Here is a 23,075-nt window from a genome sequence, read left to right as displayed (position 1 = left end):
AATTGAACCTAAAAGATAACAGGCTCTAAATGTCTAATTACATTACCCCAAGCCAAATTGCTCAACGCCAGCTTGCGTACTTTGAGAATAAAAAAGTACTCGTAGCGGGTGAAGCCGAAGATCTGTTTCCTGTCGAACTTGCCAAACACTGTGTTTCCGTTTCTGTGTTTACCACCAACTATGGCTACTACCGTCAGCTTAAATCAAAGTCAGCGATTAGCGTCCATTTTGGTGCCGAGCTAGAAGGCGATATCGATGCAGATATGGTGCTTCTCTACTGGCCAAAAGCAAAGATGGAAGCGGAATATCTGCTCGCTATGTTGATGGCAAAACTTGGGGTCAACACAGAGATCGTGGTGGTTGGTGAAAACCGCTCTGGTGTAAAAAGCATCGAAAAGATGTTTGCAGACTATGGCAGTGTGACAAAGTTCGATTCAGCCCGCCGTTGCTCTTTCTATTGGGGTCAATGTTTAGAACAGCCAAAAGCTTTCCAGATCGAAGATTGGTTCAAGTCTTATACCGTTCAATATCAAGAACATGAACTTACCATTCGTAGTTTGCCTGGCGTATTTAGCCATGGTGAGTTTGATTTAGGCAGTCGATTACTGCTCGATAGTTTGCCTAAGCTTAGTGGTAAAGTGCTTGATTTTGGTTGTGGCGCCGGTGTTCTTGGCTGCGTGATGGCGACACTGAACAGGGATATTCAGCTGGAAATGTGTGATATCAGTGCGTTGGCTGTACGCTCAAGTGAAGAAACACTGAAAGCCAATCAATTATCTGGCCGTGTATTCGCATCAGATATCTACTCAGATACCGCGACAGACTATAACTTCATCGTCACTAACCCTCCGTTCCATGCCGGCTTAGACACCAGCTATAACGCAACGGAAACCTTATTAGAAAAAGCACCAGGCTATTTAACCGCTAATGGTGAACTGTTCGTAGTGGCCAATAGTTTCTTGAAATACCCGCCGATTATTGAACAGTCGCTAGGTAATTGCGAGACGTTAAATAAGACCAGCAAATTCTCTATTTATCACGCAAAAAAATCCTAACACTTGGTGATAATTTAGTTAAAAATGAGCCTATGTCCACGCTTTAAGTGGGACTTACTTGTCAAAGAAAAAAAACTTGTTAACTTCTGCGTAACCCGTTTTTACTCAATCACACAACTTGCAGGTTTTCCTGCAAGTTTCATTGAAAGAATTCTCTTTGATATGTTCAGGTTTTATCGCAGGCAAAAGTTTAAACGCTTACAAAACACCTTGATGCTGGCCTTTCTGGTTCTCAGCATTACTCCTCTGACTGTCACAGCTATTTTCTTCTTGAAGTCTCATATTGACGATCTTCAAGAACAAAGTACCTCCCACCTGCTGTCAGTTCGGGACACCAAACAACAACAAGTTATCGACTACCTCAGCGCCAAAGAGTCTGAGGTGATGGGTTTTGTCCGCTCAGAACTCGCCTATGCCAGTGGTGGACGATTTTATGGCCTAGTCAATGCTTTTACACGTTTGGGCGAAAACATAGAACAAGCCAGAGAGAACGCTCAACAGCGCTATATCTTAGGTTCCGGAGATCAGGTCAAAACGTCGGTGTTACCTCAATCCAGCAGCTATGTCGGAAGTGAGCGTTACCGCCTTTTGCATAAACGCTATCACTGGGCATACATGGAACTGCTCAAACGCTCTGATTTTGATGATATTTTATTGGTCGATTTACAAGGGAATATCACTTACTCAATCAATAAAAACGAAGAGTACGGTACCAACCTGTTTAGCGGAAAATTCAAAGACGCGAACTTAGGTCAGACCTTTCAGCGCTTAGAAGAAACTGTTTCCGAACAGAGAAAAAACAACGAAGATTTTACCCCTGTCATTCTTTCCGATTTTGTTGAGGAAAACGGACAACAATACGCCTGGTTTGGCGCACCGATCATTCAACAAGGTTATCTACACAGCTATGCGATGTTCCGCCTGCCAAACAAGGGAATCACCAAACTCATCGCTGATAGCAACAACTCACCAATGCAGACGCTTCTTGTCGGGCCAGATCACCGCTCCCGAACGCTTTCTTACCTACAAGACGATATAGATAAAAGTCGTGAAGTCATAAATTTAGCCTTATCTGGCAAGAAAGAAGTAGGTACCTACACTGACGCCGTTGGTGAAAAAAATATCGCAGCTTATGCTCCGATCAACCTAAACAGCACACATTGGGCTATTGTCGTAGAACTGCCCGAAAAAGAGGCTTTTGCGCGCGTAAACCAGTTAGAAAAACTGTTCATTTTTGCCATGCTGACCGCCATCGTGCTAGTGGTTATCGCGTCACACATGCTTTCAAACTTCATTACTTCACCACTGTTAAGACTAACGTGGGCAGCTGAACGAGCATCCGCTGGAGATCTCGATGAAAGTATGATTAATACCGATCGTAAAGATGAGATTGGTCGTCTTGCGGTGAGCTTTGAACGTATGCAGCGTTCTATCCGTGAAAAAATCCAACTCATCAAATCGCAAAACAGTGAATTGGAAAAAAACATCCAAATCATTAGAAAACAAAACGATGAACTGCAACTTGCGAACAAGCTGAAAGATGAATTTCTGGCCACAACCTCTCACGAGCTGAGAACTCCTCTGCACGGCATGATTGGTATTGCAGAAGCCTTAATATCCGGCGCTAACGGTCCTATTACTTCTGATCACAAATATCAGTTGGATATTATTGCCACCAGTGGACAACGCCTTGCTCGACTGGTCGATAACTTACTCGACTACCATAAGATGCGTTATGGCGACTTGGATATTCAGTGTGATGCGGTTGATCTGTCCAGCTCAACGCGCTTGGTGTTAGAACTCTCTAACCACCTGTTGGGTAAGAAGCCTATAAGAATCATCAATCAAATTTCAGACAATCAGTTCTGGGTTTCCGCAGATCCGCAGCGTTTAGAGCAAGTGCTGTATAACCTGATTGGTAACGCGATCAAATATACGTCGGAAGGTAAGATTGTTATCTCTGCTTCTCAAATTGATGATCAGGTTCGCGTCCAAGTTGTCGATACCGGTCAAGGCATTCCCGCCGAGCAGTTGGAACATATCTTTGAACCGCTCATCCAAGGAACCGTAGAAACTAACCGCTATCGCCAAGGTTCAGGTTTAGGCTTATCGATTAGCCGACAACTGATTGAACTGATGAACGGCACTCTTTATGTCAGCAGCCAACCGCTGGTTGGTACAACATTCAGCTTCACGCTGCCTATTGCTTCGGCAGAAGATATTGAGCGCGCGAGACTGACTGAACAGCCTCACTACCAAGTACTTGAAGTTGGAGAGGTTGAGCTGCCCGATACCAGCAATTTGCCGGAGAACAGTGACGGACCGTTACTGCTGGTTGCCGATGACGAACCTGTAAACCTGCGAATTCTGGACAGCTTCTTACGCTTGGAAGGTTATCGCGTACGTACCGTTGCTGATGGTAACGAAGTGCTAAGGGCCGTTGAGAACGAAAAGCCAGAGCTACTGCTGCTCGATATCATGATGCCGGGCATGAGTGGTTACCAAGTGTGTGAAAAGCTAAGAGAAAAATACAGCCTCACCGATTTACCTATCATCATGCTTACTGCGCTGAATCAAACAGAAGATCGCTTGAGAGGCTTTGCCGCTGGCGCGAATGACTATCTGTCAAAACCGTTCAATAAAAAAGAGTTAGCAGCTAGGATTCATGCTCATATGGCCGCAAGTCAGGCAGAACAACGGCGATTGGAAAATCTTGAGTTGCAAAACGAACTCAAGCAGAGAAATGTCGTCGAAGCTGATTTACTCGAAACACAAGAACGATTGCTGGAACAGTTAGAATCTGCACCAGAAGCCATTGTGTGCCTCAAAGAAAACAATAAAGTTCTGTTCGCTAACCAAGCGGCATCCAGACTGTTTAAGCGCACACAAGAGCAGCTGAAACGTTCTAGTGCTGAAGAGCTGTTTTCCCATAAACATCTCAATATTACTCAAGAACACTATTGTGGCGAAGTCGATATTTTTGTTGGTGATTCACGCCTTCATTTACCAGCGGATATTCTAAAGCTCCCTAAAGGCTCTGGTATGCAGGCGATTTATATTTTAAATATTGGCGGTGCTCAGAGCGCACAAAGAATACATAACCTAGAAACAGCGGTTGATGCCCTATCGAGTTATGCGTTTAGTGGCGATAAAGAAAGACTGCAGCAACTTAAAGAGTTAGGCGGAGAGTTTACCAGAATTGCAGATAAAGCCGAAGGCGACAATCAATCCAAGCAAGAGCTTATGCGTGCAGTGCTTGTTGATGCGATGACAAGCGCACTCAACTACTGGGAGAAAGCTCCCGGCCAAACCAAGTTCACTTTTGCAGAACAAAGCGGACTGTGGCGTGTTTACTTGGACAGAAGTACATTACAAACACGTACACTCGACAAGTATCTGCGTATCGAAACGCTGCCGAAAACCCCACGCTGGCGTACCGTACTAAACTCGCTCGATTACATCCTTGAGCATCACAATGAGCAGGGGTCAGAGCGCACTCACCTTGAAGCCCTGCGTAACAAGTTGCAGAAACTTATCGCTGCTATGTAACACCATTAGCAGCGATAATCATCAACTCTAATAGCCCACTAACGTGGGCTTTTTTATACGTGTTAATTAAAACACGTCCCACCCATTCTCACCCTCTTCGGTAAGACTCTTAGCTAGAGGACTTCACTACAAAAGCGACCATCAGCGTTCTTTAGAGGCACTCCAGACTTCATATCAGTAACCTAGAGTTCAAACTTAACCATGCTGTAGACACGTTTCACTTAAGTTAATTTACGAAGAAAATTAATGCATTTATTTTTAGTTATTGTCGTTAGAATTAATCCACTTCCAGCCCCAGAAAGCCCCTATCATTAGCTAAAAAAGAAGAAATTGTTTGGCTGTGGGATTTGAATCACAACAATTCGCCAGAATTAATTTACACAGACAAATTAACGGAGGAAAGCGGTAGTGACAATAATCTCACTTTATTGAAAATAAAACCAAAACCAATCAAAACAGGAAACCAAAAGTAAGCAACCACTAACTAATGAGCAAAAAACACACAGCAAAGAAGTTTTTACCACTGACATTAAACGGTTAAAACATCATCAACCATAACAAGTTTTGACGTTAATGACGGAGAATGGATGAGTTTTGACGTTTTTAACGAGAAATGGAATTGCTAAATGTTCGTACAAAGTGTTTTCTTACCTCAGCCAACGGTTTACAGGCCACTCATATTCCCCCTGCTCCTCCGCTGGTGGAACTCAATATGAGGTAAACCTTTGGAAATTGTTCATCCCATGATGACATTCATATCCATTCGTGAAATGAAGCAAACAGTAAGGAACAGCTATGCTTGCCAATATTAAAAAGACAGCACTCGCAACAGCCGTTATCGCTGGAGCAATTAGCGTCTCAGCTCCTGCCCTAGCACGCAGTGAGCTAACCATAGTACCTGATTTCTACCCAACTATGGTTCGTAACTTCAACCCGTACTTAGCAACAAACCTACGTACAACCACAGATTTCATCTATGAGCCATTAGTGGTTTTCAACGAGATGAAAGGCAACACTCCTGTGATGCGTCTTGCAGAAAGCTACAAAATGGCTGACGACCTAATGAGCGTGACATTTAACGTTCGTAAAGGCGTGAAATGGTCTGATGGCCAAGCGTTTACTGCAGATGACATCCTATTTTCTTACCAATTACTGAAGAATAAACCTGAGCTTGACCAACGCGGTATCAACAAATGGGTTAAGAGTGTAGAGAGAGTAAATGAATACACCGTACGCTTCGAACTGACTGAAGCGAACTCAAACGTACCATACGAAATTTCGCTTGTTCCAATCGTAGCTGAGCACATCTGGAAAGATGTCAAAGAACCTACCACTTTCACCAATGAAAACCCTGTTGGTACTGGTCCGTTTACTGAAATCGACACCTTCACTCCGCAACTTTACATTCAGTGCCGTAACCCTAACTACTGGGATGCAGCAAACCTAGAAGTTGACTGTTTACGCGTTCCACAAATCGCAAACAACGATCAGCTATTAGGTAAAGTCGTGAACTCTGAGCTGGATTGGACTTCATCATTCATTCCTGACATTGACCGTACTTACGCAGCAGCAAGCCCTAACCACCACTACTGGTACCCAGCATCTGGTACTCAAGCGTTTGTGGTTAACTTCAAAAACCCAGATCCAGCAAAACAAGAAGCTCTGAACAATGTAGATTTCCGTCGCGCATTCTCCATGGCGATTGACCGTCAAACCATTATCGACATCGCGTTCTACGGTGGCGGTACAGTGAACGACTTCGCGTCTGGTTTAGGTTATGCATTTGAAGCTTGGTCTGATGAAGAAGTACACAGCAAGTACAAAGGCTTTAACACTTACAATGCTGAAGGTGCAAAAGCACTTCTAGCTAAAGCAGGCTTTAAAGATGTGAACGGTGACGGCTTCGTCGACACGCCTTCAGGTAAATCTTTTGAGTTACTGATTCAATCTCCAAACGGTTGGACTGACTTCAACAACACAGTTCAACTTGCAGTAGAACAGCTTAATGAAGTGGGTATCCAAGCGAAAGCTCGTACTCCTGAGTTTGCTGTTTACAACGAAGCAATGCTGAAAGGTACTTACGACGTAGCATACACAAACTACTTCCACGGTGCTGACCCTTACCTATACTGGAACAGTGCATATCACTCAGCACTTCAAGGTGGTGAAGGTATGCCTCGCTTCGCAATGCACTTCTACAAAAACGACAAGCTAGACGGTCTACTAGATAGCTTCTACAAAACAGCAGATAAGAACGAGCAGGTACAAATTGCTCACGGTATTCAGAAAATCATCGCTGAAAACCAAGTTACTATCCCTGTATTGTCAGGCGCTTGGATGTACCAGTACAACACCACTCGATTCACTGGTTGGTGGAGCGAAGACAACCCGAAAGGTCGTCCAAGCGTATGGGCTGGTATCCCAGAACGTCTACTTCACGTACTGGACCTAAAACCAGTTAAGTAAACGTTAGTTCTTTGCGGCGTACTTCGTGCGCCGCCTATTTAAATCCCCACTATTTGAAAAACAGATGGCGCCATGCGTCAGGGGATTTCTCGCTCTAAATTTCGCTAGCACGTAAACAAATATCGGGTGAGTAAGGTGTAAGTTATGGGTTATTTTTTAAGACGTTTGTCATTTTATTTTGCCGCGCTGCTCGTTGCAGCCACCATCAATTTCATTATTCCACGAGCAATGCCTGGTGACCCAGTTACCATGATGTTTGCTAACGCAACAACACAGGTAACACCTGAGCGTATCGCCGCAATGAAGGAGCTACTAGGCTTCGTCGGCGGACCTTGGTACGTGGAATATGCCGTATACATGAAAAGTATCTTTAGCTGGGAGCTGGGTACTTCAATTAAGTTCTACCCTTTGAGCGTTAATGATCTTTTAAGTGGTGCATTTGGCTGGTCACTTTTCCTTGCCGGTACTGCCGTCATTATCTCTTTCTCAATCGGCTCAATTCTCGGCATCTTTGCTGCGTGGAAACGCGGTAGCCGTTACGACACCTTCATCACTCCGGGTATGCTGGTTATTCAAGCGGTTCCTCAAGTGGTTATCGCCATGCTTGCCATGTTCATTTTTGCTATCGGCTTGAAATGGTTCCCAACGGGTTACGCATACACAGCCGGTACCATGCCTGACTGGACAAGCTGGACATTTATTAAAGATGTCGGTTACCACGCAGTATTGCCACTTATCTGTGCCTCTATCGTTCAAATCGGCGGTTTCTTGGTCAACATGCGTAACAACATGATTAACCTGCTTGCTGAAGACTACATCACGATGGCGAAAGGCAAAGGCTTGAGTGAAAACCGCGTTGTATTCAACTACGCAGCTCGTAACGCATTACTGCCAAGTGTCACTGCGCTTTCAATGTCACTAGGTATGGCTATCGGTGGTCAGCTCATTATCGAAATCATTTTCAACTACCCAGGTCTTGGTACGGTTCTGTTTAACGCTATTACATCTCGTGACTACCAAGTTCTACAAGGCCAACTTCTTATCATGACTCTGTTTATGCTGTTCTTTAACCTGCTCGCAGACATGCTGTATGTCGTACTCGACCCTCGTCTACGTAAGGGAGGTAAATAATCATGAAAGCACTTTGGAAACTGTTATCAGGCAACCGAGTCGCCATGATAGGTGTCGCGATTCTCTCTGTATTCTTGTTCATCGCACTTGCTGCACCGCTGATCACGAAACACGCACCAGATAAACGAACTGGCAACCCACATGAATACCCGTCGTTTATTGTAAAAGCTGCCAAAAGTGACCCAAATGGCTGGGTTGCTGAAAATTTGGCGACAGACAGACGAACTCTGACTATGTCAAAGAAAGCGGATCACACACTAGGTACAACACGCATGGGACGCGATGTTTGGTCACAAGTTGCTTACGGCGCACGCGTATCTCTAGCAGTAGGTTTCGGTGCAGGTATCACCGTTTGTTTCTTGGCAACCATCATTGGTGTTTCAGCGGGCTACTTCGGTGGCAAGGTGGATGACTTCTTAACCGCAGCAATGAATATCATGTTGGTTATCCCTCAGTACCCACTGTTGTTCGTGGTTGCCGCTTTCATTGGTGAAGCTGGCCCACTGACCATTTCCCTCATTATCGGGTGTACCTCCTGGGCATGGGGTGCCCGAGTTGTGCGAGCTCAGACACTTGCACTGCGTGAAAAAGAGTTTGTAAAAGCGGCTGAAGTATTAGGTGAGAGTTCATGGCGCATTATCTTCGTTGAAATCCTGCCAAACCTTATCTCTATTGTCGGCGCAAGCTTTATCGGCTCAGTAATGTACGCAGTGATGATGGAAGCCACTATCTCCTTCCTCGGTCTGGGTGATCCGAACACCATCAGTTGGGGCATCATGCTTTACAACGTGCAAACCTCTTCATCTATGTTGGTTGGCGCTTGGTGGGAACTGTTAGCTCCATGTTTATCACTGACGTTACTCGTCACTGGTCTGGCACTGCTTAACTTCGCGGTAGACGAAATCGCTAACCCACAATTGCGTTCTCATAAAGGGATGAAGCGTTGGAAGAAACTCGCTCAACAAGACAAATCGCAGCGTGAGCCTAACCTACCACCTCAAAATGCACTATGGAGCGGAGACAAATAACATGACAGCACCACTTATCTCAATCCGCAACTTATGCGTGGACTACATTACTGATGCAGGCGATGTTCGCGCCTGTAACAACGTCAGCTTTGATATCGCACCGGGCGAAGTGTTTGGCTTAGCGGGTGAATCTGGTTGTGGTAAATCAACCGTCGCCTTCTCGCTGATGCGCCTACATAAGCCGCCTGCGTTTATTACTGGTGGCGAAGTGATCTTCAATGGCGAAGACATTCTTCAATACAGCGACGAAAAAATGCAGTCATTTCGCTGGAGCCAAATGTCGATGGTCTTCCAAAGTGCAATGAATGCTCTCAACCCTGTTCTCACCATGGAAGAGCAGTTCTGTGACGTGATTATGCGCCATACCAATTTGACCAGAGAGCAGGCTAAACGCCGCGCTGAAGGCTTGTTGGAAATTGTGGATATTCACCCGAGTCGCTTGAACGACTACCCACACCAATTTTCTGGTGGTATGCGTCAGCGTCTGGTGATTGCGATTGCGTTAGCGCTTAATCCGAAAATGATCATTATGGATGAGCCAACCACAGCGCTTGATGTGGTGGTTCAGCGTGAAATTCTGCAAAAAATCTACGCACTAAAAGAAGAGTTCGGCTTCTCTATTTTGTTTATCACTCATGACTTGTCACTGATGGTCGAGTTCTCAGACCGCATTGGCATCATGTATTCCGGTGAACTGATTGAAGTTGCGCCTTCAAAAGAGATTCTACAAAGCCCATTCCATCCTTACACCAAAGGTCTGGGAAGCTCATTTCCACCACTAACGGGGCCAAAAACTAAACTTACGGGAATTCCGGGTAACCCTCTGAACTTACTTGAAATTCCGCAAGGTTGTCGTTTTCAGGCTCGTTGTGACCGTGTCCATGAAACCTGTACCAAAGTACCAACTCAGCTGCGTCAAATAGAGCTGGGACGCTTTTCCAATTGCCACCTCTATGGTGAGCCGATTGCTCAGGTAAAGCTATAGCTTGAGACGTGTACAGCAACGCTATTCGAAAAGTTAGGGGTGGAAAGAAATATGAATATTCAAAACGAAAATCTATTAATTGAAGGGAAGAATCTGGTTAAAGACTTCCCGATCAACAGCAACACATTAAAGCAACCAATGATGCGAGCTATCAACGACGTGTCATTCAAGATGTACAAAAGCCGTGGGCTTTCCGTGGTTGGCGAATCCGGTTCTGGTAAATCCACTACCGCTAAAATGATCGCCAAAATGTACGCTCCGACTTCAGGCAACATTGAGTACAAAGGTCGTGACATTCAAGAGATCAAATCTCGTTCTGATCTGATGCATTACCGCGAAGGCATACAAATGGTTTGGCAAGATCCGTTTGGCTCGCTAAACCCGACTCATACCATTTTCCACCATATTGCCCGCCCACTTTTGATTCATAAGAAAGTGAAATCAGGCAATAAGAAAGAGCTTCAGGAACGTGTGTATGACCTGTTGGAACAGGTGGGATTAATTCCACCAAAAGAGACGGCAGCGAAATACCCGCACCAGCTTTCAGGCGGTCAGCGTCAGCGTGTCAACTTAGCTCGTAACATTGCTGTAGGTGCTGAAGTTGTGCTGGCTGACGAACCGACTTCAATGCTTGACGTATCAATCCGTGCTGGTGTTTTGAACTTGATGGAAGAGATGAAGTTTGAGAAGAAAATGTCACTTCTTTACATCACTCACGACATCGCCACCGCTCGTTACATCGCAGAAGATCTGGCCGTGATGTATGTCGGTCACATGGTGGAATGGGGAGATACCGAGCAGATCATTCACGATCCGCAGCACCCTTACACCCAGTTACTGGTTTCAGCGGTTCCGGATCCCAAAAAATCGATCCACGAAAAACTGAAAGGCAACAAAGGTGAGATCCCGTTGTGGACACCTGCTTCAGTTGGCTGCCCGTTTGCTGGACGCTGTACTCATGCCACCAGCAAGTGCCGCGAGCAATTACCAGCAATAACCCAACTGGCGGATAACCACTTTGTCCGTTGCTATTTATACGAAAACTAAGCGTTTAATAACAATTAATAGGCTCGCCTTCGTCTTGGGCGGACCTGATGTATTAAGAAGGCTCAGCGCTGCTAAGCAGTGCTGGTCAAAAGGCAACTGGAGACCTAAATGCAGTTACTGATCAACCACATTGGCTATGAAACATTGGGACCAAAGCAGGCAGTGCTTTTGAGTAGAACCTCAGAGCTACACGCTACTTTTGCTCAACTTGTTTGCAGTTATAGCCATAAGACTGTCGCTCAACTCACCATTGAGCGACACGGTAAAGTGGCGAATTGGCATCACGGATATTTTCACCGTATCGACTTCTCTCAGTTTACTGGAGAAGGCAGCTTTTACTTACGTGTTGAAAACTCTCAATCTGAAAGTACGCAATCTGAAGTTTTTTCTATTGCTCAGGGTCTACTGATGCAGCGCACTTTTTCAGACGTGCTGCATTATTTCAAGTCACAACGCTGTGGCGGAATTTTTGACAAGCAAGATAAGTCGGTACCTCTGTTAGGCACATCATCCACTGCCGATGTGCATGGTGGCTGGTACGACGCTTCAGGTGACGTTAGCAAATATTTAAGTCACCTTTCTTACGCTAACTATTTGAATCCACAACAAACCCCCATTGTGGTATGGAACCTATTCAAAGGGTTAGCGATTTTAGACCATCGCTCGGAGTTTGCTGCATTTTCTCGCACTCGCCTTAAGGAAGAGGCGTTGTTTGGTGCTGATTTCTTAGTTCGTATGCAGCACTCCGAGGGATTTTTTTATATGACGATTTTCGACCAGTGGAGTAAGGACATTAAGCGCAGAGAAATCTGTGCTTATGAAACTCAGCAGGGTCACAAATCCAACGATTATCAAGCCGGTTTTCGTCAAGGTGGCGGAGTGGCAATAGCCGCGCTTGCGGCCGCTGCAAGATGCGATATTGATGGCGAATTCAGCCGTGAACAATATCTCGCTGCCGCAGAGAAAGGTTATTGGCATTTAAAAAAGTGCAATACCCGCTATCTCAATGACGGTGAAGAGAACATCATTGATGAATACTGCGCCCTACTCGCAGCATGCGAGTTGTATCGCTCAAGCAGTTCAAAACAAGAGTATTTACAAGAAGCTCAAGCATGGGCTGAACGCTTGTGTGCAAGACAACACAACGATGAAAATCATCTAGGTTTCTGGTCTGCCAACAGCGATGGCAGCCGTCCCTACTATCACGCATCGGAAGCAGGGCTTCCTGTCATTGCTTTGTGCGAGTATCTGGATATTGAAACGAACAAAGAGCGTTTGGAAAAAGTTCGCACTGTCGTGGCTCAAGCATGTCAGTTTGAACTCACGATTACTCAGTCCGTTTGCAACCCGTTTGGCTACCCACGTCAATACGTTAAAGACGTCGATGGAGAAAAGCGCAGCGCATTCTTTATTTCACAAAACAACGAATCAGGCTATTGGTGGCAGGGCGAAAATGCCCGTCTGGCTTCGCTGGCAGCAATGGCTTATCAAGTACAACCGTACTTACAAGACCAACAACTAAAAAACCAGCTGCTCAGCTTTGCACAAAATTCGCTTAACTGGGTTACAGGCTTAAACCCATACGACATGTGCATGCTCGACGGGCATGGACGCAACAATCCTGACTACTTACCACACCTAGGATTTTTCAATGCCAAGGGCGGTGTCTGCAATGGCATCACCGCAGGTTTTGATGATCCGCAGGGCATTGCGTTCAATCCTGAAAAACAGAAAGACGACATGATGCAAAACTGGCGCTGGGGAGAACAATGGATCCCACACGGAGCTTGGTACTTAATGGCAATTATGAGCCAATTTGTACACTTCAAAACAACCAGCTCTGCTCCGCTAGAGGAGCAAAACTATGACTAATTATTTCGTAGGCATTGATGGCGGCGGTACCTCTTGTCGAGCTCGCATTCGTGACATCGACGGCAACCTCATCGGTGAAGGCAAAAGTGGCAGCGCAAACATCCTGCTGGGTGTAGATATTGCGTTGCGTTCAATCACTGAAGCCATTCGTATTGCCGCAAAACAAGGTGGCTTGGATGAAACCTATTTACACAGAATGCATGTCGGCCTTGCTTTAGCGGGAGCGGAACAAAAGTCCGCATGGTTTGCTTTTATGCAGCAGCCTCACCCGTTCGCTTCTGTCACCTTGAACACTGATGCCTACGGGGCGTGTCTCGGTGCTCATAACGGCGATGATGGAGCGATTATGATTGCCGGTACTGGCTCTTGTGGAATTTTACTCAAAGACGGTCAACAACATGTGGTTGGAGGCAGAGAATTTCCAATTTCAGACCAAGGCAGCGGTGCAATGATGGGACTGAACCTGATTCAAAAGGTCATTCTGACTCAAGATGGCATTCGTCCTCATTCCCCTCTAAGTCAGCATGTAATGGAGCACTTTGATAACGATGTAGACCAGATTGTCGAATGGTCCAAATCGGCTTTACCTCGTGATTACGGACAGTTCTCTCCAGCCATTTTTTCTCATGCTCAACAACACGATCCTCTGGCGATTGAGCTTCTTCAACAAACCGCTGCAGATATCGAAATGTTTCTCAATGCTTTACACCGCAAGGGTGCAGAGAAAATTTGTCTGATGGGCAGTATTGCAGAACGCATTTTGGATTGGCTATCTCCGCCCGTTCAACAATGGATTGTTACACCTCAGTTCGACGCTATTGAGGGCGCACTGATGTTTGCTGGCAAACCAGCACACAATTTGTATTAGAAGAAGTTGTATTAAGAGAATTTCTATTAAGGGTTAATGATGAACTATCGAATTGACTTTGCTGTACTTTCAGAACAGAAAAATGATTGCCGATTTGGCCTGACACTACACAACTTAAGTGAGCAAGATCTAAGTGATTGGTCATTGCATTTCATCATGGATCGCTTTATCCAGCCTGACAGTGTCTCCAACGGCGAACTCCATCAGGTAGGCAGCTTCTGCAGCCTATTACCGCATCAAGCGGTATTGCCAGCTAATGGTCACTATTACTGTGAATTTCGCATAAAAACAGCACCGTTCCGCTTTTACAGTGACGGAATTAAAGAGGCGTTTGTACAGCTCAATCATACTGAAGCAACGGTTCGCTACGATGTCGCTGTCACTCCGATTGTTCTGGCTTCTCCGTATCAAGAACGTAGTGAGATCCCTGCGACAGAAGACGCAGAGTTATGTTTGATCCCTAAACCGAACAAGGTTGAAAAGCTGGCCGGACATTATGTTTTAGCCTCCACCAGCCAGATTACACTGCACTCTGCTAATGCAGAACAAGCTGCCTCTTGGCTGCAACAAGAACTCAAACATCTTTATGAATTTGAACCTCAACCAATTGGCAATGCGGATATTGTCTATCAGAGCAACCCAATTTTGGATGAAGAACACTATCACCTGACCGTTAATGCCAAAGGCATACTCTTAGAATCCAGCGGTCACGTGGGTTTTGTGCACGCTTCGGCGACACTGTTGCAACTCATTAAACGCACACAAGACGGCTTGGTTGTTCCGTGCGTCAAAATCAGCGATGCACCACGATTCAAATATCGCGGCATGATGCTCGACTGCGCTCGTCATTTTCATCCGGTTGAACGCGTAAAGCGTCTGATCAATCAGTTGGCTCACTACAAGTTCAGTACTTTTCACTGGCATCTCACCGATGATGAAGGCTGGCGCATTGAGATCAAATCACTGCCTCAACTGACTAATATCGGCGCTTGGCGTGGTGTAGACAAAGAGATTGGCCCGCAGTTCAGTACTGTCACCGATCAGCACGGTGGCTATTACACCCAAGAAGAGATCAAGCAAGTGATCGCTTATGCCGAAGATCGAGGAATCACAGTTATTCCAGAGATCGATATTCCGGGTCACTGTCGCGCTGCGATCCGTTCGCTGTCTGAATGGCTGTTAGATACTGAAGATCGCTCTGAATATCGCAGTATCCAAAACTATAGCGACAACGTTTTATCACCAGCCCTTCCTGAAACGTATCGCTTTTTGGATCTTGTTTTGGAAGAAGTCGCCGCTCTGTTCCCAAGTCACTTTTTCCATATCGGCGCTGATGAAGTCCCTGATGGCGTATGGATTAACAGCCCAAAATGTCAGGCATTAATGGCGGAACATGGTTATGAAGATGCCAAAGAGCTGCAAGGTCACTTACTGCGCTACGTTGAGAAAAAATTACGTTCTTTAGGCAAACGTATGGTGGGCTGGGAAGAGGCGCAACATGGCAACAAAGTCAGTAAAGACACGGTTATCTATTCTTGGCTTTCGGAACAAGCAGCACTGGACTGCGCCAAGCAAGGTTTTGATGTCATCTTGCAACCGGGTCAGTACACCTATCTCGATATTGTTCAGGACTATGCACCAGAAGAACCCGGTGTTGCCTGGGCTGGCGTCACACCATTGGAACGCGCATACAGCTACGAACCTTTGGCTGAAGTTCCTGCCGACCACCCGATTCGCAAACGCATCTTAGGCATGCAAAGCGCACTGTGGTGCGAAATTATCAATGACCAATCTCGTATGGACTACATGCTCTACCCTCGCCTCACCGCATTAGCGGAAGCAGGATGGACACAGAATTCATTACGTGACTGGCCTGATTATCTGGCTCGCCTCAAAGGGCACTTACCATTGCTGGATAAACAGGAGATCCACTATCGATCTCCTTGGAAATAACGTTATTCATTTTTGCCATTCCCATGCCAAAGCATGAGATGGAAGTAAGTACATATTCAAGTTCGCTAGCATCGACATTGACTGCGTTATTCGCAGTTTTAGAAAAAGGAAATCACCATGAAATACGGCTATTTCGATAACGATAATCGTGAATACGTCATCACACGTCCAGACGTACCTGCGCCATGGACCAACTATTTGGGAACGGAGAAATTCTGCAGCGTTATCTCTCACAACGCAGGTGGCTACTCGTTTTATCACTCACCTGAGTACAACCGAGTCACCAAATTCCGTCCTAACTTTACCCAAGATCGTCCGGGTCACTATGTTTATCTGCGTGACGACGAAACTGGTGATTTCTGGTCTGTTTCTTGGCAGCCAGTAGCAAAAAGTTTAGAGCAAGCCAACTACGAAGTTCGCCACGGCTTGTCATACTCAAAATTTAAATGTGACTACAACGGCATTGTCGCAAGCAAAACGCTGTTTGTACCTAAAGGTGAAGATGCGGAAATTTGGGATGTTGTGATTGAAAACACCTCTGATCGTCCTCGTACCATCAGTGCATTTAACTATGTAGAGTTCTCTTTCAGTCATATTGCTTCGGACAATCAGAACCATCAGATGTCCCTTTACTCTGCGGGTACAGACTACAAAGATGGCGTCATTGAGTACGATCTTTACTACAACACTGACGACCTCCTTGGTTACTACTACCTAACTGCAACGTTCGATGCTGACAGCTATGACGGACAACGAGATACCTTCTTAGGTATGTACCGTGACGAAGCTAACCCAATCGCTGTTGAAAAGGGACAGTGTTCTAACCGCACACAAACCTGTTACAACCACTGCGGTGCTTTACATAAGCAATTCACACTACAACCGGGCGAGAAAGTACGCTTTGCAGTCATACTCGGTGTCGGCAAAGGTAATGGCGAGAAACTTAGAGCTAAATACCAAGACCTGAACGAAGTGGATAAAGCCTTTGCAGGTATCAAACAACACTGGGATGAACGTTGCAGTAAGTTCCAAGTGAAGTCTCCGAATGCAGGCTTGGATACTATGCTGAACGCTTGGACGCTCTATCAAGCAGAAACCTGTGTGGTTTGGTCACGCTTCGCCTCTTTCATTGAAGTGGGTGGGCGTACTGGTCTTGGCTATCGTGATACTGCGCAAGATGCGATTTCGGTACCGCATACGAACCCAGCGATGACTCGTAAACGTTTAGTGGATCTTCTGCGTGGGCAAGTGAAAGCGGGCTACGGTTTACACCTGTTCGATCCAGACTGGTTTGATCCAGAAAAAGCCGATGTAAAACCTTCAAAATCACCGACTGTCGTTCCAACACCTTCTGACGAAGATAAGATCCACGGCATTAAAGATACCTGCTCTGACGATCATCTATGGATAGTGCCAACCATTCTTAACTACGTAAAAGAGACGGGTGATTTCGGCTTTATTGATGAAGTGATCCCTTATGCTGATGGTGGTAACGCAACGGTTTACCAACACATGATGGCAGCTCTGGATTTCTCAGCCGAATACGTCGGACAAACGGGGATTTGTAAAGGCCTGCGCGCTGACTGGAATGATTGTCTGAACTTAGGCGGTGGTGAATCAGCAATGGTTTCTTTCCTTCATTTCTGGGCTTTGGAAGCGTTCCTTGAATTAGCCAACTACCGCAACGATAGCGAGGCGTTAAGAAAATACCAAGCAATGGCTGACGGTGTACGCGATGCTTGTGAAACCCACTTATGGGATGGACAAGGCGAGTGGTATATCCGTGGTCTCACCAAAGATGGCGACAAGATCGGCACCTTTGAACAGGTAGAAGGCAAAGTGCATCTTGAGTCCAACTCTCTGGCCGTTTTATCAGGCGCGGTTTCTCAAGAGCGCGGTGAAAAGGCCATGGATGCAGTCTACAAATACCTGTTCTCACCATACGGCTTACACCTGAATGCGCCATCATTCGCTACTCCGAATGATGACATCGGTTTTGTGACTCGTGTTTATCAGGGCGTAAAAGAAAACGGCGCGATTTTCTCTCATCCAAACCCTTGGGCTTGGGTAGCAGAGGCGAAATTAGGCCGTGGTGACAGAGCGATGGAATTCTATGACGCTCTTAACCCATATAACCAGAACGATATGATTGAGACTCGCGTTACTGAGCCTTACTCCTATGTGCAGTTCATTATGGGACGCGATCATCAGGATCATGGTCGAGCAAACCACCCATGGTTAACCGGAACATCAGGCTGGGCTTACTATGCAGCGACTAACTACATCCTAGGTGTGCGTACTGGCTTTGATACCTTAATTGTTGACCCTTGTATTCCAACCTCATGGCCGGAATTTGAAGTGACTCGTCAATGGCGCGGCGCAACTTACCAGATCAAAGTGCTAAACCCGAATGGTGTAAGCAAAGGCGTTAAGTCAATAACGGTGAATGGTGAGCAGGTTGATGCAATCAACGCTCAACCACAAGGCAGCGTTAACCAAATAACAGTAGTAATGGGCTAGTACGCACTTTGCGTTCAGCGTAAGTGGATATTGATAAACAAACTCTATGTGCCATGGATGGCACATCGAAGCTCCATGGACGCTTGTTTATGAACAAATAAATGCGTGTTTGTGTTCAATATCCGCTCTAAGCAAGTCCAATAAGGAGAACAGAACATGATTCAATTTGGTACTGGTGGCTGGCGCGCATTCATTGGTGAAGAGTTCACCAAAGACAACGTGCGTTTAGTCGCCCAGGCGTTAGCCAATATCATCAATAGTGAAAATGTGGCAAATGAAGGTTTTGTAATTGGCTATGACCGCCGTTTCCTTTCCGACAAAGCCGCAAAGTGGTTTGCAGAAGTGTTGGCTGGCAACGGAATTACCGTCAGCTTTATCGACAAATTCGTGCCGACACCTGTAGTGATGTATAAGGCAAAGCAGCTCGACTGTGCTTACTCTGCGTGTATTACCGCCTCTCACAACCCTGCTGATTACAATGGCGTAAAAGTATTTATCCGTGGCGGCCGCGATGCCGATGAAATTATCACGAAGAAGATCGAACAGCAGATCTCGACACTGATGTTAAGTGACGTAACATCCATTGAATTTGATCAAGCGATTCAGGAAAAACAGATTATTGCGATCAACCCAATGAATGAGTTCGTGGATTCGATCATCGACTTTATCGACATTGAAGCGATCAAAAAAGCCAACTTGCGCGTATTGATCGATCCTATGTTTGGCGTGGCGAAAAATGCGCTGCAAACAGTATTGATCAATGGCCGTTGTGATGTGGATGTGATTAACGATGGTAAAAACCCCGACTTCGGAGGTTTGATGCCATCACCAAACGCAACGACCTTGTATCGCTTGCAGCATCTGGTTAAAGACGAAGGCTACGATATTGGTATTGGTACCGATGGTGATGCTGACCGCCTTGGCATTATTGATGAGAAAGGTAATTTCATTCACCCTAATGAAGTTTTGATGCTGCTGTACTACTACCTGCTTGAATACAAGGGCTGGAAAGGCTCAGTGGTACGTAACATCGCAACCACTCATCTGCTCGATAAAATCGCCGCAGATCACAACGAAAAGAGCTTTGAGGTTCCTGTAGGCTTTAAGCATATTAGCTCGCAAATGGAAGCTGATGATTCACTGTTAGGCGGCGAAAGCTCTGGCGGTTTAACCATTCGCGGCCATATCAAAGGTAAAGATGGCGTGTTTGCTTCCAGCCTGCTGGTGGAAATGATCAGCGTAACAGGCAAGAAACTGTCTGAAATGCTGGACGAAATCTACGCTCGTTATGGCTACGCCTATACCGCTGAAGGTGACTGCAAATTTAAAGCTTCAGAGAAGCAAGCACTGTACAACAAAATCTATGTTGAGAAACAATTGCCAGACTTTGAGTTTGAAATTGAAAAAGTCAGCTACGAAGATGGTGCAAAAGTCTATTTCAAAAATGGTGGTTGGGTTATTGCCCGCTTCTCAGGTACTGAACCTTTGTTGCGTATTTTCGCAGAGATGGAAGACAAACCCACCGCTGAGCGTGTTCTGCTACAAATGAAGACGTTTTTGTCTTTGTAAGAAATCTTAAAATAATCAAAGTGGTTATGATGAAGCAAATAGACAAAGGCATGGATGCCCTTGTCTAAGCGAACAGGAAGTCTTGAGCGGTTTGCGTAATCATCTCCACTTTCATTCACCGCACAACTACAGTCAACAACACTACAACGTCAAATATCGAGTAACTTAGTTAGTATTCCTCAAAGTAGTTGGCGTTGCAGCTAGGCGGCAAGTGAGTGAATCCCCATGAGCATAGGTCGCTATGTGATTGGGGTTTACGAAGGCAGCCAACAACGCTGCAGCGTCAAATACGAAGAGGATCAGAATGCGAGAATACCCTGCTCATCAATCTCCACTACTACTTTCTGCCCTACCGAAATAGCCTGAGCTGACGTCGCAAGAAGTTTAGTACCGTGCACATCAATCACGTAACGACAGTGGTCGCCCATAAATTGCTGCTCTAGAACGGTGACTTCACCTTTATCTGAAGACTGAATCAATATTTGTTGAGGACGTAGCAATAATTCACAGCAGCCGCCAACCGCAATTTCAGTCTGAACTTGCGCTTCCAAAGTTCCAAGAGCCGTGTCGAACAGACCTTGTGTATTACGAGTCGCTGGCAGATAGCTACCACCACCAAGAAAATCCGCAACGAACTTGCTTGAAGGCTGATAGTAGAGCTCAGAGGCAGTGCCAAACTGTTCAATGACACCGTGATTCATCACGGCCATTTTATCGGCAAAGGCAAAGGCTTCTTCTCGAGAGTGAGTGACGAAAATCGCTGTCACGCCCTGCTTTTTGAAGATTTTACGAATCTCTGCGATCAAATCGTGACGTACTTGAGTATCGATATTGGAAAACGGTTCATCAAGTAAAAGAAGATCCGGTTTGTAAGCCAGCGAACGAGCAATGGCTACACGTTGCTGTTGTCCACCAGAAAGCTGATGAGGGTAACGGTCACCAAATGAGCTAAGATGGACCAGATCCAACATCTCCTGAACTTTGCTGTTACGTTCAACCGCAGATAAGGTTCGCAACCCAAAGCCAACATTCTCTTCAACGGTTAGATGTGGAAATAGCGCGTAATCTTGGAAAATCATACCAATATTGCGCTTTTCTGGCGCAAGCCAATTAGATCCATCATCGATGGTCACGCAATTTAGGCTCATATGTCCTGAAGTTAAAGGCAGTAGTCCTGCAATCGCTTTAAGCAGTGTTGTTTTGCCACAACCACTTGCCCCAAGTAAGCAAACAATCTCACCTTTATCAACTTCAAGCGATAGAGACTCCAGTACCGTTTGAGTGTCGTACTGACAAGTGAGGTCTTGAATGGAAAGTGCGCAGCTCATCAGTGATTTTGCTCCAGAGAACGGTTAACAATTACAAGTGGGATTAAACCAACCAGAACCAATAATACGGCTGGCAAAGCGGCAAGTTCTAAATGCTCATCAGAAGCATAGTTATAGACATAGGTAGCCAGCGTTTCAAAGTTGAATGGACGGAGTAACAGAGAAGCATTGAGTTCTTTCATCGACTCAATAAACACCAGCAAACCAGCAATCAGAGCTCCACGACGTACCAGTGGGAAATGCACTCGCCACAACATACTGTTTGACTGGCATCCCATTGTACGGGCGGCCATATCCAGTGATGGGGAGACTTTATTTAGACTGCTTTCTATACTGCCAATCGCAACAGCAGAGAAACGTACCAGCATGGCGAAAATAATCGCAAACATTGTGCCAGAGAATATCAGCCCCGGTCTGCCCCACTGCATCGCTTTAGCGATATCGTTGACAGTGTGGTCTAGCGTTAATACCGGAACCATTACGCCGATAGCGAGTACAGTTCCCGGAACTGCATACCCCATAGAAGATAAACGCATCAAAGCAACACTGGTTCGATTCTGTTTTAGGCGGGCATAGAAATTAAGAACCAAAGCAACGCTAACAGCAACAATCGCCGCTGTTAGCGACACTTTCAAACTATTAAACGCATATTGGCGAAATTCTTCAGTCCAACTCTGCTCAAAGTAGGTATAAGCGTAGCTGATCAGCTGCATCAGAGGAAAAATGAAAGCTGTTGCGACTAATCCCCAACACCAGAACAGGGCAAGCCATTTTTTCCATCCGCTCAAATCGTAACGGAAATCTTCATGGCTATTAAACTGAGTCTGGTAAAGCTTCTGCTTGCGTCGGCTATAACGTTCAGCGCTAAGCAATAGCAGCACTATTACCAACATAATGGCTGAAATTTTAGCGGCGGCATTAAGGTTGGAATAGTTTAACCAAGTGTCATATACCGCAGTGGTTAATGTGCTGATAGCAAAGTAATTAACCGTACCGAAATCACCGATAGTCTCCATTGCCACCAGCGATAAAGCGACCGCAATAGAGGGACGAGCCAACGGTAGAGAGATGCGTCTAAAGCTTTCCCATGGCGTGCATTTGAGCAGTCGCGCTGACTGTAGTAGAGAAACGTTTTGCTCCATAAACGTTGCTCGGCACAATAAATAGACGTAAGGATAAAGCACTAAAGCCAGCACAAGGCTGGCTCCGGTTAAACTGCGGATATCAGGAAACCAATACTCTCCGGCTTGCCAACCGGTTAACTCTCTTAACCACACTTGTACTGGGCCGGCATAGTCAAACCAGCCAGTAAAAATATAGCCAACAATATAGCCGGGAATGGCTAAAGGGAGCACCAAAGCCCATTGAAGAACTTTTTCTCCGGGAATCTTACACATTGCCATAATCCATGCACTTGGTATCCCAAATAGCAGAGATAAAGCCATCACACTGACGACAAGAACAATGGTATTTTGAGCATAGGTGGGCATCACTGTTGCCATCAGATGAGCGAAGACGTCATCCGTGTGGCCAACAGCGGTAAAAAATATGGCTAAGATCGGCAAAACCAGTAGTGCTGCCAAAACAACACTACTGGTTTTCCATACAAGATGTTTTTCTTTCATTGCCTATTACAACAAGACAATTTGAGATGCATAAACAGGTGCAAAGACATCTCATATCGCTTTTAAAAGAAGGGGGAAA

Annotated in this window: 14 protein-coding genes; 12 read left to right on the top strand and 2 right to left on the bottom strand. The window is 45.7% G+C overall.

The window, feature by feature from the left end; genetic code table 11:
* The first annotated feature begins 29 nt into the window (after window positions 1-29).
* The 12 genes from rsmC to AAGA51_RS02470 all read left to right on the top strand — a co-directional run bounded on the left by rsmC (window position 30) and on the right by AAGA51_RS02470 (window position 20,043).
* Window positions 30-1,055 (top strand): 16S rRNA (guanine(1207)-N(2))-methyltransferase RsmC, encoded by a 1,026-nt coding sequence (gene rsmC / locus AAGA51_RS02525; RefSeq protein WP_042484439.1) that lies wholly within the window; start codon window positions 30-32, stop codon window positions 1,053-1,055.
* A gap of 162 nt (window positions 1,056-1,217) precedes the next feature.
* Window positions 1,218-4,604 (top strand): hybrid sensor histidine kinase/response regulator, encoded by a 3,387-nt coding sequence (locus AAGA51_RS02520; protein ID WP_042484730.1) that lies wholly within the window; start codon window positions 1,218-1,220, stop codon window positions 4,602-4,604.
* Window positions 4,605-5,399: 795 nt separating this feature from the next.
* Complete coding sequence (locus AAGA51_RS02515) at window positions 5,400-7,070, top strand: ABC transporter substrate-binding protein (protein ID WP_042484441.1); 1,671 nt, start codon at window positions 5,400-5,402, stop codon at window positions 7,068-7,070.
* A 144-nt stretch (window positions 7,071-7,214) separates the two neighbouring features.
* Complete coding sequence (locus tag AAGA51_RS02510; protein ID WP_042484444.1) at window positions 7,215-8,201, top strand: ABC transporter permease; 987 nt, start codon at window positions 7,215-7,217, stop codon at window positions 8,199-8,201.
* Window positions 8,202-8,203: 2 nt separating this feature from the next.
* The gene (locus AAGA51_RS02505; RefSeq protein ID WP_042484447.1) at window positions 8,204-9,229 is read left to right on the top strand and encodes an ABC transporter permease; all 1,026 of its coding nucleotides are present in this window, start codon (window positions 8,204-8,206) and stop codon (window positions 9,227-9,229) included.
* A gap of 1 nt (window position 9,230) precedes the next feature.
* Window positions 9,231-10,214: an ABC transporter ATP-binding protein gene (locus AAGA51_RS02500; protein WP_042484450.1), complete on the top strand. Its 984-nt coding sequence runs from the start codon at window positions 9,231-9,233 to the stop codon at window positions 10,212-10,214.
* A gap of 51 nt (window positions 10,215-10,265) precedes the next feature.
* Window positions 10,266-11,261, top strand: a complete 996-nt coding sequence (locus AAGA51_RS02495) for an ABC transporter ATP-binding protein (protein WP_042484453.1) — start codon at window positions 10,266-10,268, stop codon at window positions 11,259-11,261.
* Between the two features lie 108 nt (window positions 11,262-11,369).
* Complete coding sequence (locus AAGA51_RS02490; protein WP_042484455.1) at window positions 11,370-13,133, top strand: glycoside hydrolase family 9 protein; 1,764 nt, start codon at window positions 11,370-11,372, stop codon at window positions 13,131-13,133.
* The gene (locus AAGA51_RS02485) at window positions 13,126-14,001 is read left to right on the top strand and encodes an N-acetylglucosamine kinase (protein WP_042484457.1); all 876 of its coding nucleotides are present in this window, start codon (window positions 13,126-13,128) and stop codon (window positions 13,999-14,001) included. Before AAGA51_RS02490 ends, AAGA51_RS02485 begins: the two co-directional genes overlap by 8 nt.
* 39 nt (window positions 14,002-14,040) lie before the next feature.
* Complete coding sequence (locus tag AAGA51_RS02480) at window positions 14,041-15,954, top strand: beta-N-acetylhexosaminidase (protein ID WP_042484734.1); 1,914 nt, start codon at window positions 14,041-14,043, stop codon at window positions 15,952-15,954.
* Window positions 15,955-16,071: 117 nt separating this feature from the next.
* Window positions 16,072-18,474: a GH36-type glycosyl hydrolase domain-containing protein gene (locus AAGA51_RS02475; protein WP_042484459.1), complete on the top strand. Its 2,403-nt coding sequence runs from the start codon at window positions 16,072-16,074 to the stop codon at window positions 18,472-18,474.
* Between the two features lie 156 nt (window positions 18,475-18,630).
* Window positions 18,631-20,043: a phosphoglucomutase/phosphomannomutase family protein gene (locus AAGA51_RS02470; protein WP_042484462.1), complete on the top strand. Its 1,413-nt coding sequence runs from the start codon at window positions 18,631-18,633 to the stop codon at window positions 20,041-20,043.
* Window positions 20,044-20,342: 299 nt separating this feature from the next.
* On the opposite strand, the gene AAGA51_RS02465 is transcribed toward AAGA51_RS02470, so the two are convergent.
* Together AAGA51_RS02465 and AAGA51_RS02460 are read right to left on the bottom strand one after the other, a co-directional pair.
* On the bottom strand, window positions 20,343-21,371 hold the full coding sequence (locus tag AAGA51_RS02465) for an ABC transporter ATP-binding protein (RefSeq protein ID WP_042484465.1): 1,029 nt from the start codon (window positions 21,369-21,371) through the stop codon (window positions 20,343-20,345).
* Entirely contained in the window at window positions 21,371-22,996 is a 1,626-nt protein-coding gene (locus tag AAGA51_RS02460; RefSeq protein ID WP_042484468.1) for an ABC transporter permease, read from the bottom strand. Before AAGA51_RS02460 ends, AAGA51_RS02465 begins: the two co-directional genes overlap by 1 nt.
* Between the last annotated feature and the right edge of the window lie 79 nt (window positions 22,997-23,075).

This window comes from Vibrio diazotrophicus, assembly GCF_038452265.1.
Classification (GTDB): Bacteria; Pseudomonadota; Gammaproteobacteria; order Enterobacterales; family Vibrionaceae; genus Vibrio; species Vibrio diazotrophicus.
This window is presented reverse-complemented; position numbering and strand designations above follow the sequence as displayed.

Excerpts from the sequence above, each read along its gene's own strand:
- AAGA51_RS02500 (WP_042484450.1), top strand. The coding sequence starts at position 9,231 with ATGACAGCACCACTTATCTCAATCCGCAACTTATGCGTGGACTACATT.
- AAGA51_RS02475 (WP_042484459.1), top strand. The coding sequence starts at position 16,072 with ATGAAATACGGCTATTTCGATAACGATAATCGTGAATACGTCATCACA.
- AAGA51_RS02490 (WP_042484455.1), top strand. The coding sequence starts at position 11,370 with ATGCAGTTACTGATCAACCACATTGGCTATGAAACATTGGGACCAAAG.
- AAGA51_RS02470 (WP_042484462.1), top strand. The coding sequence starts at position 18,631 with ATGATTCAATTTGGTACTGGTGGCTGGCGCGCATTCATTGGTGAAGAG.
- AAGA51_RS02485 (WP_042484457.1), top strand. The coding sequence starts at position 13,126 with ATGACTAATTATTTCGTAGGCATTGATGGCGGCGGTACCTCTTGTCGA.
- AAGA51_RS02465 (WP_042484465.1), bottom strand. The coding sequence starts at position 21,371 with ATGAGCTGCGCACTTTCCATTCAAGACCTCACTTGTCAGTACGACACT.
- AAGA51_RS02495 (WP_042484453.1), top strand. The coding sequence starts at position 10,266 with ATGAATATTCAAAACGAAAATCTATTAATTGAAGGGAAGAATCTGGTT.
- AAGA51_RS02520 (WP_042484730.1), top strand. The coding sequence starts at position 1,218 with ATGTTCAGGTTTTATCGCAGGCAAAAGTTTAAACGCTTACAAAACACC.
- AAGA51_RS02515 (WP_042484441.1), top strand. The coding sequence starts at position 5,400 with ATGCTTGCCAATATTAAAAAGACAGCACTCGCAACAGCCGTTATCGCT.
- AAGA51_RS02505 (WP_042484447.1), top strand. The coding sequence starts at position 8,204 with ATGAAAGCACTTTGGAAACTGTTATCAGGCAACCGAGTCGCCATGATA.
- rsmC (WP_042484439.1), top strand. The coding sequence starts at position 30 with ATGTCTAATTACATTACCCCAAGCCAAATTGCTCAACGCCAGCTTGCG.
- AAGA51_RS02460 (WP_042484468.1), bottom strand. The coding sequence starts at position 22,996 with ATGAAAGAAAAACATCTTGTATGGAAAACCAGTAGTGTTGTTTTGGCA.
- AAGA51_RS02480 (WP_042484734.1), top strand. The coding sequence starts at position 14,041 with ATGAACTATCGAATTGACTTTGCTGTACTTTCAGAACAGAAAAATGAT.
- AAGA51_RS02510 (WP_042484444.1), top strand. The coding sequence starts at position 7,215 with ATGGGTTATTTTTTAAGACGTTTGTCATTTTATTTTGCCGCGCTGCTC.